This window comes from Burkholderia sp. BDU5 (assembly GCF_001522845.1).
Lineage (GTDB): Bacteria > Pseudomonadota > Gammaproteobacteria > Burkholderiales > Burkholderiaceae > Burkholderia > Burkholderia mayonis.
Genome location: NZ_LOWC01000171.1, coordinates 84,193 through 97,232 on the forward strand (window position 1 = coordinate 84,193; position 13,040 = coordinate 97,232).

Consider the following 13,040-nt stretch of genomic DNA (forward strand, 5'->3'; position numbering starts at 1 on the left):
CGGCGGGCGTTCCGGCTTGCCGCGCCGCGCATTCAGAAACACTCCGAACCATTCAGAACTCGAACGGACACACACCATGCTTTCCTCCACCACGATAAGCAAATCCGCCGGCGATTTCGCGCTGGCCGGCGAGGCGACGTCGCGCACCGTCCGCGCGGCGCGCGACGCGCTCGAAGGGCGCCGCAAGGGCGTCGCGGCCGCGCTGCCGTTCGTCGGGCCGGCCGTGATCGCGTCGATCGGCTACATGGACCCCGGCAACTTTGCGACCAATATCCAGGCGGGCGCCGCGTACGGCTACGCGCTGCTGTGGGTCGTGCTGGCCGCGAACGTGATCGCGATGGTGTTCCAGGCGATGTCGGCGAAGCTCGGCATCGTGACGGGCCGCAACCTCGCCGAGCTGTGCCGCGAGCATTTTCCGCGGCCCGTCGTCTGGGGGATGTGGGCGGCGTCGGAGATCGCCGCGATGGCGACCGACCTCGCCGAATTCCTGGGCGGCGCGCTCGCGTTCGGGCTGCTGTTTCATTTGCCGCTCATCGTCGGGATGGGCGCGACGGCCGTGCTGACCTGCGCGATCCTCACGCTCGAAAAGCGCGGCTTCCGGCCGCTCGAAGCGGCGATCGCGGCGTTGGTCGGCGTGATCGGCGCGAGCTATCTCGGCGAACTGCTGATCGCGCCGCAGGACTGGCATGCGGCCGCCTACCATCTCGTCGTGCCGCACTTGCGCGACCGCGCGGCGCTCACGCTCGCGGTCGGCATCATCGGCGCGACGATCATGCCGCACACGCTCTATCTGCACTCGGGCCTCACGCAGCAACGCACGACGCCGCGCAACGACCGCGAGCGCCGGCTGCTGCTGCGCTTCTCGAACCGCGAGGTGACGGTCGCGCTCGGCGTCGCCGGCTTCGTGAACATCGCGATGGTGATGATGGCGTCGTCGGCGTTCCACGAGACGATGCCGGGAATGGCCGACATCGGCGACGCGTATCACACGCTGATTCCGCTGCTCGGACCGGCGGCGGGCGCGCTCTTTCTCGTCGCGCTGCTCGCGTCGGGCGTGTCGAGCTCGGTCGTCGGCACGCTCGCCGGGCAGGTCGTGATGCAGGGCTTCCTGCGCCGCCGCGTGCCGATCTGGGTGCGGCGGCTCGTGACGATCGCGCCCGCGTTCGCGATCGTCGCGCTCGGCTGCGACGTCACGCGCGCGATGGTGCTGAGCCAGGTCGTGCTGAGCCTCGTGCTGCCGCTGCCGATGGTCGCGCTGCTGCGGTTGTCGAGCCGGCGCGCGGTGCTCGGCGATTTTGCGCTGCGCCTGCCGATGGTCTTCGCGGCGAGCGCGGCGGCGGCGGCGATCGTCGCGTTGAACGTCTATCTGATCTGGGCGGCGTTCGATTGATCGAACGCGTGACGGACGCCGAGCGGTGCATGCGATAGCCGGCGCGCGGCGCGCAGAGACATCGGTCGCCGCACCGCCACCGTCACGACAGCCGATGGCTCGGCCCGGCGGGCACCTCATCCGGCAGCGGCACGCCGGCCAATTCGAGCAGCGAGCGCTCGATCTGTCGTGTCAGCGCATCGAGTGCGAGATGGTTCGGCCCGTCGCCGAACGGATCGGCGATCTCGCCTGCGATCGCGTCGAGCGCGATCAGCGTGTACGACACGAATACCGAGACGAACGGCGTCGCGATGCCGATCGAATCGACGAGCCCGAACGGCAGCATCACGCAGTACGCGTAGACGGTCCGGTGCAGCAGCACGTGATACGGAAACGGGATCGGCGTGGACGCGATTCGCTCGCAGCCCGCGAGTTTCGCGCCGAGCTCGTTGAGTTGCGCGTCGAGCATCCACAGCTGCGTGTCGGTGAGCGCGCCGCAACGATGCCGCTCGGCGAGCCGGCCGCGCAGCGCGTGCAGGATCGCGACCGGCCGATATTGCGCGGCCGCGACGGGCGCGAGCCAGTCGGCGGGCAGGCAGCGGCGCAGGTCGTCCGCCGGATCGGCGCCGCGCAACTGGTGCTTGAGCGCGTACACGAAGCCCGCCGTCGCGCGCGCGAACGCGGCGCCGTCGGCTGTTGCGTCGTAGCTGAGCGCTTGCGACGTCAGCGCGCGCGCCGCCGTCAGCGCGCCGCCCCACAGCTTGCGCGCCTCCCAGTAGCGGTCGTAGCTCGCGTTGTTGCGGAACGCGGCGAAGATCGCGAGCGCGAGGCCCGCGAGCGTGAACGGCGTCGGGTTGAGCGGCACCTTCTCGCCGAGAATGCGGCCGTCCGTCAGCAGCGCGACGACGCTCACGGCGCTCATCAGCGCGAGCTGCGGCAGAATCGATTGGAGCACCGAACCGTCCCAGACGAACAGCATTCGGAACCAGTGCTCGCGCGGTCTGACGATCATGCGCTCACCGTGTCATGCCGCTTGCTGCGCATCGGCAGCGGATCGATGCATCAGCACCGGAATCGACTTCGACGTCGGCGTGTTGCAGACGTCGCCGACGCTGTCGAGCGGCACGAGCGGATTCGTCTCCGGGTAGTACGCGCCGAGGCAGCCGCGCGGAATGTCGTACGCGACGAGCAGGAACCCGTCGACGCGCCGCTCGATCCCGTCGTCCCACACCGTTTCGAGAGCGACGCGCTCGCCCGCTTCGAGGCCGAGCATCGCGAGGTCGGCCGCGTTTGCGAACACGACGCGCCGCTGGCCGAACACGCCGCGATAGCGGTCGTCGAGCGCGTAGATCGTCGTGTTGTACTGATCGTGCGAGCGCGTCGTCATCAGCGTCATCAGCCGCTCGCCGTAGCGCGCGCGGGCGCGCTGGATCGGCGAGTCGACGGGCAGCGCGTGAACGATGAAGTTCGCCTTGCCGGTCGGCGTGAGCCATTCGCGCTCGCGCGACGCGATCCGCATGTGGAAGCCGCCCGGCTGCGCGATCCGCGCGTTGTAATCGTCGAAGCCTTCGATGCTCGTCTCGATCGCATCGCGGATCTTCGCATAGTCGTTCATGTAGCCGAGCCAGTCGATTTCGCCGCTGCCGAAGAGCGCATGCCCGAGCCGCGCGACGATCGCGGTCTCCGACAGCAGATGCGGCGACGCCGGCTTGTTCATCCCGTACGACACGTGAACCATGCACATCGAATCCTCGACCGTCACGCCCTGCGCGACGCCGTTCTGCAGATCGATCTCGGTGCGGCCGAGCGTCGGCAGGATCAGCGCTTCGCGGCCGTGCACGAGGTGGCTGCGGTTCAGCTTCGTCGTGATGTGGACGGTCAGGCCGCAATTGCGCAGGCCCTGCCACGTGCGCGGCGTGTCGGGCGTCGCCATCGCGAAGTTGCCGCCGAGGCCGACGAACACACCGATGCGGCCGTCGAGCATCGCTTCGATCGTCTCGACGACGTCGTAGCCGTGGCCGCGCGGCGGCGCGAAGCCGAACGCCTGGCCGAGCCGGTCGAGGAACGCATCGGACGGCTTCTCCTCGATGCCGACCGTGCGGTTGCCCTGCACGTTCGAGTGCCCGCGCACGGGACAAAGGCCCGCGCCCGGACGGCCGATGTTGCCGCGCATCAGCATCAGGTTCGACAGCATGTGCACGGTCGCGACCGAATGCTTGTGCTGCGTGATGCCCATTCCCCACGTCGCGATCACGCGCTCGCCGCGCACGTAGATTTGCGCGAGCGCGTCGATCTGCTCGTGCGGCACGCCGCTTTCCGCGGTCAGCGCGGCCCAGCTTTCCGCGCGCAGATCGGACGCGAACGCGTCGAAGCCGGCCGTATGCCCGGCGATGAAGTCGACGTCGAGCACACGTGCGTCGCCGCGCTCGCGCGCCGCGTCGTCGAGCTCGACCACGCGCTTCGCGACGCCCTTGATCAGCGCGAAATCGCCGCCGACGGCCGGCTGCACGAACATCGACGCGATCGGCGTGCTCGACATCGTCAGCATCTCGGCGGGGTGCTGCGGGCTCGCGAAGCGTTCGAGCCCGCGCTCCTTCAGCGGATTGATCGACACGATCGTCGCGCCGCGCTTCGCGCATTCACGCAGCTCGCCCATCATCCGCGGGTGGTTCGTCGCCGGATTCTGGCCGAAGATCAGCAGCGTGTCGGCCGCCTCGAAATCGTCGAGCGTGACGGTGCCCTTGCCGACGCCGACCGTGGCCGGCAGCCCGCGACTCGTCGCCTCGTGGCACATGTTCGAGCAGTCGGGGAAGTTGTTCGTGCCGTAGTAGCGCACGAGCAGCTGGTACAGGAACGCGGCCTCGTTGCTCGCGCGGCCCGACGTGTAGAACGCCGCGCGGTCCGGATCGCCGAGCGCGCGCAGGCGTTTCGCGATCAGCTCGAACGCGGCGTCCCATGCGATCGGCACGTAGCGGTCGCTGGCGGCGTCGTAGACCATCGGATCGGTGAGGCGGCCGTGCTGCTCGAGTTCGTAATCGGACTGTTCGAGGAGCGACGCGACCGTGTGCTCGGCGAAGAACGCGGGCGTCACGCGCTTCGCGGTCGCCTCGGCGGCGACGGCTTTCACGCCGTTCTCGCAGAATTCGAACGTCGACGCGTGCTGGCGATCGGGCCACGCGCAGCCGGGGCAGTCGAAGCCGTCCGGCTGGTTCTGGCGCAGCAGCGCGCGGTAGTTGCCGCCCGATACCTTTTCCTTGAACAGGTTGATCGCGACGTACTTGAGTGCGCCCCAGCCGCCCGCCGGATGGGCGTACGGTTCGATGCGCGCGTCGGGTTCCTTGGTTTTCATGTCTTGAAGAGTCTGAGCGCCGGTTGGGGACGGCGACGGAATGAAGCGTACGCGCTCGGCGGCGTGGGCCGGGAGCACACCTCGTCGGAAAGAAAAAGAGTACAGTTCGCACTTCTGGTGCGTTGCGTCAAGAAACTGTACTCTTGCGTATCGACAAACGGACAATCGAGGCACGCGGTGAAGCGCTACGAACAGCTCGCGGACGACATCGAGGCGATGATCCGGCGCGGCGTCTACCGGCCGGGCGAGCGGATTCCGTCGGTGCGGCAGGCGAGCCGCCAGCACCGGCTCAGCGTCACGACCGTCGTGCGCGCGTATCTGGTGCTCGAGAGCCGCGGCGCGATCGAGAGCCGGCCGCAGTCCGGCTATTTCGTGCGCGCGCGGCAGGACGCGCCGGAGCCGGAACTGCATGCGTCGACGCCCGTCGCGGTGTCGTCGGCCGTCGACGTGAGCCGGCTCGTGCTGTCGACGCTGCGCTCGATCGCGCGCGACGACGCGGTGCCGCTCGGCTCGCCGTATCCGGATGCGACGCCGTTTCCCGCGCAGCGGATCGCGCGGCACGCGCAGGCGATCGCGCGGCGGCGCACGCGCTGGGGCGTGATCGACGACTTGCCGCCCGGCAATCCGGAGCTGATCCGGCAGATCGCGCGCCGCTATCTGGAGAGCGGCGTCGCGGTCGATCCGGACGAGATCGTCGTGACGATCGGTGCGACCGAGGCGATCAATCTGTGCCTGCAGGCGGTCGCGAAGCCGGGCGACACGATCGCAGTCGAATCGCCGACGTTCTATGCGATGCTGCACGCGATCGAGCGGCTCGGGATGCGCGCGATCGAGGTCGCGACGCATCCGGGCGAGGGAATCGACATCGACGCGCTCGCGCGGATCCTTGCGAGCGAGCGCATTGCCGCTTGCATGGTGATGCCGAATTTCCAGAATCCGCTCGGCTTTCTGATGCCGGACGAGTGCAAGCGCGCGCTTGTCGAGCTGCTCGCGCGGCACGACGTGCCCGCGATCGAGAACGACGTCTATCACGAGCTTTACTATGGCGCCGCGCGGCCGAGCACGCTGAAGGCGTTCGATTCTCGCGGGCTCGTGTTGCACTGCGCGTCGTTCTCGAAGAGCCTGTCGCCCGCGTACCGGATCGGCTGGGCGATGCCGGGGCGCTACCGCGATCAGGTCGAAAAGCTCAAGTTCCTGAACACGCTCGCGACGCCCGCGATCGACCAGCTCGCGATCGCCGAGTATCTGAAGCACGATGGCTACGATCATCATCTGCGGCGGATTCGCAAGCTCTATGCGCAGCAGGCGAGCATGATGGCGGCGATGGTGCGGCGCTTCTTTCCGGACGGCACGCGGCTGTCGCAGCCGCGCGGCGGCTACGTGCTGTGGGTCGAGCTGCCGGGCGGCGCCGATGCGATGGAGCTGTACCGGCTCGCGCTCGCGCAGAAGATCACGCTCGGGCCGGGGCACATGTTCTCGACGACGGGCGCGTATCGGCGCTTCATCCGGCTCAATTACAGCTATCCGTGGTCTCGGCAGATCGAGGAGGCGGTGAAGACGGTCGGCCGGTTGGCGGCGGTATGTGCAAAGAGATGACGGGTGGGGCGATGCGCGGCGCGCGCCCGATCGACGAGAGGACGGGACGATGATGATGGAAGGGGATCACGGCGAGCGGAACGAGCGAGGCGGTTCGGCGGAGGTCGACGAACGGGATGCGATCTCGCATGACGATGACGACGGCCGGCTCGATCCGGCGATCGTCGCGGTGCTGCTGCGATTGCGCGATGCGGCCGTCGAAGCGCGCGGCGCGCCGTGGTCGCTCGCGAAGCTCGGCAAACGCGCGCGCGTGCCGATGAGCACGCTGCGGCGCACGTTGACGCAGCTCGATGCGGCCGGCTTGACCGAGACGATCCTGCGCGACGACGGCACGGGCCGCGCGATGCTGACGGCGCAGGGGCTGGAATGGTGCGCTGCGCTTTTCGGCGATGCTGCCGCGGCGCGTGGCGACGCCTGACGCAACCACGCGCGTGCGAATCGACGACACGCATGCGGGCACGATTCGACGGGCGGCGTAAACAAGAGCGGGGCGGTCCACGGACCGCCCCGCCGTCATGCAGCAATGATCCGGCTTACCACCGCGCCGAGATCCCCGCCATCAACGAATGATCGTAGATCTGATCGTTGAGCCCGCGCCGATAGCCGATGTCGAGATCGAGCCAGCCGCGCGGCGAGTAGATCGCACCCGCGATCACGTACGCTGGATTCGCGCCGGCGCCGCGCTCGGGATTGCGCGAGATCCCGACGTCGATGCCCAGCCGCAGCTTGTCCGTCGCGCGATAGATCGCCGCGCCGGACGCCTGCCAGATCGACGTCAGGCCGTCCTGGCGATTTGGCTGATACATCAGGCCTGCATTGGCGAGCAGTTGCACGCGTGCGATGTCGTACTGCGCGAGCAGCATCGCGCCCGCGTTCACGCGGCCGTTGCCGAGGCCGCGCGCGTCGTCGCCGACCGGCACCGTGAAGCGCGGCTTCACCGCGATGCTGAACGGCCCGCGTTCCAGCACGAGCCATTTCGCGCCGATTTCGATGTCGCCGAAGCCTGAGCCCTGTTCGTCGGAGCGTGTCTGCACGTGCGTGTACGGCGCTTGCATGTACAGATCGACGCGCTCGCCGAAGCCGCGCGTGAGCGTCGTGTTCCAGAGCTGCTGGCGGCCGATGTCGGACTGCTTCGACGTGCGCTCGACGTTCATTTCGTACTGCCAGCTACCGTCGCCTTGCGTGTTGGTGTCGTCGGACGTGAACGGGTGGTCGGCTTGCGCGCCGGAGGGCGCGAAAAGGGCGCCTGCGGCTGCGAGCGGAAGCATTCTTTTCATATCGTCACCTTCGATGAAACGAGCGGCCGGCGCGCGCGCCGCGCGCGGCCGGATGCGAGAGGGATGCGTCGCTTTAGAACCACTGTTTGTAGCGACGGACGTAAAGCGTCTTCACGATCTGCGCGAGCATGATGTAGCCCGCCATCGTCGCGACGAGCCACAGCCAGTAGCTGCCGGGCAGATGGATGAAGCCGAGCGCTTCGGCGAACGGCGAGAACGGCAGCCAGCAGCCGATCGCGATCGCGATCGTCGTCGACATCAGCACGGGCAGCGACGCGGTGCTCTGCAGGAACGGGATCTTCTGCGTGCGCAGCAGATGGACGACGATCGTCTGCGACACGAGGCTCTCGACGAACCAGCCGGAGTTCATCACGAGCTGGCCGCCCGCGCCGCCTTGCGCGTGGTACAGCGCGCCCGCGCCGAACACGGTCCACATCAGCACGTACGTCGTGATGTCGAACACCGACGACGTCGGCCCGACCCACAGCATGAAGCGGCCGATGTTCTTCGCTTCCCACTTGCGCGGCTTCTTCAGGAATTCGGGGTCCATCTTGTCCCACGGCAGCAGCATCTGCGACGTGTCGTAGACGAGGTTCAGCACGAGCATCTGCACGGCGAGCATCGGCTCCCACGGCAGGAACGCGCTCGCGACGAGCACCGAGAACACATTGCCGAAGTTCGAGCTCGCGGTCATGTTCAGGTACTTGAGGATGTTGCCGAACGTCTCGCGGCCCTTGATCACGCCTTCTTCGAGCACCATCAGGCTCTTCTCGAGCAGGATGATGTCGGCGGTCTCCTTCGCGATGTCCGCGCCGCTGTCGACCGAGATGCCGACATCGGCATCGCGCAGCGCGGGCGCGTCGTTGATCCCGTCGCCGAGGAAGCCGACCGTGTGGCCGTTCGCCTGCAGCGCCTTCACGATCCGCGCCTTCTGCAGCGGCGTGAGCTTCGCGAACACGGTGGTGCGCTCGACCGCCTTTTCGAGCGCCGCATCGCCGAGCGCTTCGACTTCGGTTCCGAGGAGCGGCTTGCCGGGCTCGAGGCCGACTTGCCGGCACACGTTCAGCGTGACGGTCGGGTTGTCGCCCGTCAGCACCTTGACCGCGACGCCGTTCTCGCGCAGCGCGGCGAGCGCCGGCGCGGCGGATTCCTTCGGCGGATCGAGGAACGTCAGGAAGCCGCGCACGACGAGGTCGCGTTCGTCGGCCGTCCGGTATTGCTCGCGCTCGTCGCCGCGCGGGATCGAGCGCGTCGCGACGATCAGCACGCGGAAGCCGTCTTCGTTGTACGCGTTCGCCTGCGTGAGAAGCCGCTTGCGCTCGACGAAATCGAGCGGGCGCACGCCTTCGTTATCCTGAACGTGCGTCGACACCGCGAGCATCTCCTCGACCGCGCCCTTGCAGACGAGCAGATGCGCGCCACGCGGGTCCTCGACGACGACGGACAGGCGCCGCCGCACGAAATCGAACGGCAGTTCGTCGATCTTGCGATAGCCCTGCGGCTTGATCCATTCGCCGAGCTGATTCGCACGATTGACGATCGCGATGTCGATCAGATTCTTCTGGCCGCTCTGGTGGAAGCTGTTCAGCCAGCCGAGGCGCAGCACGTCCTCGCTCTTGCGGCCGGACACGTCGAGGTGATGCTCGAGGATGATCTTGTCCTGCGTGAGCGTGCCCGTCTTGTCGGTGCAGAGCACGTCCATCGCGCCGAAGTTCTGGACCGCGTTCAGCCGCTTGACGACGACCTTGCGCCGCGCCATCGCGACCGCGCCGCGCGCGAGGTTCGCGCTGACGATCATCGGCAGCATCTCGGGCGTCAGGCCGACTGCGACGGCGAGTGCGAACGTCAGCGCGCTCAGCCAGTCGCCCTTTGTGAGGCCGTTGATCATGAAGACGACCGGCACCATCACGAGCATGAAACGGATCAGCAGCCAGCTGACGCTCGACACGCCGCGATCGAAGCTCGTCTCGACCCGCTTGTGGCTGACGACGTTCTTCGCGAGCGCGCCGAAATACGTGCCGGCGCCCGTCGCGACGACGACCGCGGTCGCCGTGCCGCTCACGACGTTGGTGCCCATGAAGCACGCGTTCGCGAGATCGAGCAGCGAACCGTCGTGGCCGGCGACGCTGCTGCCGCTGCCGTTCGCCGGCTCGGCGGATTTCTGCGCGACGGCGCCGAGCGTGTCGTACTTCTCGACGGGCAGCGCTTCGCCCGTCAGCACCGCCTGGCTGATGAAAAGGTCGCGCGACGAAATCAGCCGCACGTCCGCGGGGATCATGTCGCCCGCGGACAGATGCACGATGTCGCCGACGACGACGTCGCGCATCGGCACGTCGTGCTTGATCGGCGCGCTCGCGTCGTCGGTGCGGCGCTGCACGGTCGCCGTCGTGCGCACCATCGCCTTCAGCTTCTCGGCGGCGCGCAGCGAGCGGAATTCCTGCACGAAGCGCAGCAGCACGCTGATCGTGATCATCGCGAGCAGGATCGTGATCTTGACGTAGTCGCGATCGTCCGGCTCGGCGAAGTAGACGTCGGTGAGGAAGCTGATCGAGGCGAGCACGAGCAGCACGTAGACGAATGGGTTGTTGAACGACGTCAGCAGCTGCCGGCTCCAGTGCGGCGGCTTGTCGTGCGCGATTTCGTTCGGGCCGTCGCGCAGCAGGCGATCCTCGGCGTCGGATGTCGTGAGGCCGCGCTCGCTCGTGCGCAGGTTGTCGAGCGTGTCGGCGAGCGGTTGCGCGGATTCGTATTCGATGCGCATCGGGCGGCGATCGTCGCCGTCGTCCCGTGCGCCGTAATGGAGGAACCCGCGTTGCTTGTTCTTTGAGGGAGTGCGTTGTGTCATCGGACGCTCCGTGTGTCGCGCGCGGCGAGCGGGGAGCGTCGTCGTTATCGATGGACGAGCGTCTCCCGCCGCTTCGCGTCGCGCGCGTTCGGCTGAATGAGTGAAAAATCGGGGTCGCTCGCCGGCGCAGCCGACGCGGCGCATGCGCCGCCCGGCATGACGCCGGCGAGCGGTAATCGGCTACTGTCGTCTGCTTCCATCTGGACTCCTGTCGATCGTCGGCCGGATGCGATAAGGCATCCGGAATGAAGGGCGCGCATCACGGGTCGCTGCGAAAGCGATGCATGCACGAGCGGCACGCAAGCGCATGCGCGGCGCGGGCCGCGGATGGCGAGAACGAACGAGCACGACGCGCGCACGGCGGCGCATGCATCGTTCATTCGAGAAAATCGTGGCGGGAAGATCGAGCCGAGATGGCCGGAAAGACGCCGCATCCTGCTGGCGGGATGCGGCAGAAGCGTGGGGCTCTGCGCGAATGCCTCAGTCAGCAGTCAAGCCGGTGCAGGACCGACTACAACTCGCATCGGTGTTCACGGAACACTCCAAGTATCAAGACGGGGGCGATGGTAAGGGGTCGGCGTGCGAAGCGTCAAGCTTTTTACGGCAGGTTTACACGGTCTGCGCATTCGTTCGTGCGGCGCATGTGCGTCGTCGCGCGACCGCGGCCGCGCGCGGCGGCAAAGCAAGCGGCCGCCCGAACGGGCGGCCGCTGCACGATCACGTGCGGTTCGCGTGGCTATTTCGTTGCGGACGCAACCACGGTGCCCGCGTCGACGATCCCCGCACCCGGCGCGCGCGCGAGACAGGACGCCGTCGACGCCGACGGCCGCGCGGTGCTCGCGAGCTTCTGCGCGATCTGTGCGGGCGTCAGGTTCGGATTCACCGCGAGCATCAGCGACGCGACGCCCGCCACTTGCGGCGCGGCGAGGCTCGTGCCGCTGTGCGTGCCGTACGCGTCGGACGTCGGCACCGTCGTGCCCGCGTTGGTCGTCGACAGAATGTTCGAGCCCGGCGCGCTCAGCATGATGTCAGCGCCGAAGTTGCTGTACCACGCACGCTGGCCCGTGCTGTCGGTCGCGCCGACCGCGATCACGCCCGTGCAGTTCGCGGGGCGATCCTGGGTCGTCGCCTGGCCGTCGTTGCCGGCCGCGACGACGACGGTCGCACCTTGTGCGATGACGTCGTTGATTGCCTGCTGAAACGTGTCGCCGCACGGGCCCTTGCCGCCCAGGCTGAGGTTGATGACCTTCGCGGGCGTCAGATTCGTCGGCGCGCCGGCGACGGGGAGGCCGGCCGCCCAGCGCATCGCGTCGGCGATGTCGCTCGTCGTGCCGCCGCACTTGCCGAGCACGCGCACGGGCAGCATCTTGCCGTACCAGTTGACGCCCGCGATGCCGATGCCGTTGTTCGCGGCGGCGCCGATGATGCCGGCGACCTGCGTGCCGTGCCAACTGCTGTTCGACGGCGCGCTCGCGCAGTTATAGAACGGGCTCGACGGATCGGTCAGCTCCTGCTGCGTGACCCAGTCGCCCGGATCGGTCGCGTCCGGGCTGCGACCGTGCCCGTTGTTGCCGGTGTTGATGTCGGAAATGAAGTCGTAGCCGGGCAACAGATTTGCGATGATGTCCGGATGCGGACGATAGCCGGTGTCGAGCACCGCGGTGACGACGGTCGGCGAGCCGGTTGTCACGCTCCACGCGTTCGGCAGATCGATGCCGGCCGTCGGATCGAAGTAGTTCCACTGCTGCGCGTAGTTCGGATCGGTCGCCACGGTGCGGGCGAAGACGCGCCGGTCGGGCTCCGCGTACGCGACGTCCGGATCGGCCGCGAACGTTTGCGCGAGCGCGCTGGCGGTATCCGCGTTCATCTTTTGTCCGAGCGCGAGCAGCGCCGCGCCGCCCGACATCGTCCGCTCGACCTGCACGGCACTCGTCTGCGCGATGTTTTGCGCATACGAGCGCGCGGCGCCGCCCTTCGTGCTCCATTGCGACATCGCGCGCTGGATCACCGCGTCGAGACGCGCCGCGTCGTTCGTCGCGGCCATGATCCGCGCGCCCGACGCCGTCGTCGCCGATGCGTTTTGCAGCTTGACGATCAGATGGTCGACGGGCGCGTCCTGTTGAACGGTGCTGGAGACGAGGGAGGCGCTTGCGGCGGCCGATGCGGTTTGCGTGACGGGGCAGGCCGTCGTCGAAGTCGAGGATTGCGACGAGCCCGATGTCGGAGCAGGTGTCGGAGTCGGTTGCGCGGCTGCGGATGGTGCGCTGCCTCCGCCCCCGCCGCCGCCTCCGCCGCAACCGGCGAGCGGAACGAGGAGGGACACGGAGAGAATGCCGGCGACGGCGCGGGCTTGGCCAAACCGCGTCTGATCAGGATTGCTACGCTTGTTGTTCATGGCGCCTCTCCACCCTTGGTTTCGAAACCGCGTGTGCGGTTGACGCGGTCAAGATCCGTGGCGTGAGAAGTCCGTGAGCATCGTCGCCCTTCGGTTGCATCCCGATACATCGCCAGGTCTTGTCCGGATTCCGCCGGGCTCGTGCGCGCCCGATCGGAGGTACTGGTGTGAGTAACGGCTGCGTTTAACGATTCTTGATAGTCTTTCCG

At 67.9% G+C, this 13,040-nt stretch carries 8 protein-coding genes; 3 read left to right on the forward strand and 5 right to left on the reverse strand.

Features of this window, described 5'->3' with window-relative positions; translation table 11 throughout:
* Positions 1-76 precede the first annotated feature (76 nt).
* Positions 77-1,390 carry an Nramp family divalent metal transporter gene (locus tag WS69_RS28505; RefSeq protein WP_059473985.1) on the forward strand — a complete coding sequence of 438 codons (1,314 nt, stop codon included), beginning with the start codon at positions 77-79 and terminating at the stop codon, positions 1,388-1,390.
* Positions 1,391-1,472: 82 nt separating this feature from the next.
* Here the strand turns inward: WS69_RS28505 and WS69_RS28510 are convergent, their stop codons facing one another.
* Positions 1,473-2,381 (reverse strand): bestrophin family protein, encoded by a 909-nt coding sequence (locus WS69_RS28510; protein ID WP_059473986.1) that lies wholly within the window; start codon positions 2,379-2,381, stop codon positions 1,473-1,475.
* A gap of 12 nt (positions 2,382-2,393) precedes the next feature.
* Entirely contained in the window at positions 2,394-4,718 is a 2,325-nt protein-coding gene (locus WS69_RS28515) for an FdhF/YdeP family oxidoreductase (RefSeq protein WP_059473987.1), read from the reverse strand.
* A 177-nt stretch (positions 4,719-4,895) separates the two neighbouring features.
* Between WS69_RS28515 and WS69_RS28520 the strand changes: the two genes are divergently transcribed.
* Positions 4,896-6,314, forward strand: a complete 1,419-nt coding sequence (locus tag WS69_RS28520) for an aminotransferase-like domain-containing protein (protein WP_059473988.1) — start codon at positions 4,896-4,898, stop codon at positions 6,312-6,314.
* 55 nt (positions 6,315-6,369) lie between these two features.
* Complete coding sequence (locus WS69_RS28525; RefSeq protein WP_059474053.1) at positions 6,370-6,732, forward strand: hypothetical protein; 363 nt, start codon at positions 6,370-6,372, stop codon at positions 6,730-6,732.
* A 115-nt stretch (positions 6,733-6,847) separates the two neighbouring features.
* On the opposite strand, the gene WS69_RS28530 is transcribed toward WS69_RS28525, so the two are convergent.
* The 3 genes from WS69_RS28530 to WS69_RS28540 form a co-directional block, all read right to left on the reverse strand.
* Positions 6,848-7,591, reverse strand: a complete 744-nt coding sequence (locus WS69_RS28530; RefSeq protein WP_059473989.1) for a transporter — start codon at positions 7,589-7,591, stop codon at positions 6,848-6,850.
* 73 nt (positions 7,592-7,664) lie between these two features.
* Complete coding sequence (mgtA, locus tag WS69_RS28535; protein ID WP_059473990.1) at positions 7,665-10,436, reverse strand: magnesium-translocating P-type ATPase; 2,772 nt, start codon at positions 10,434-10,436, stop codon at positions 7,665-7,667.
* 736 nt (positions 10,437-11,172) lie between these two features.
* Positions 11,173-12,831 carry a S8 family peptidase gene (locus tag WS69_RS28540; RefSeq protein WP_059473991.1) on the reverse strand — a complete coding sequence of 553 codons (1,659 nt, stop codon included), beginning with the start codon at positions 12,829-12,831 and terminating at the stop codon, positions 11,173-11,175.
* Positions 12,832-13,040: the final 209 nt, after the last annotated feature.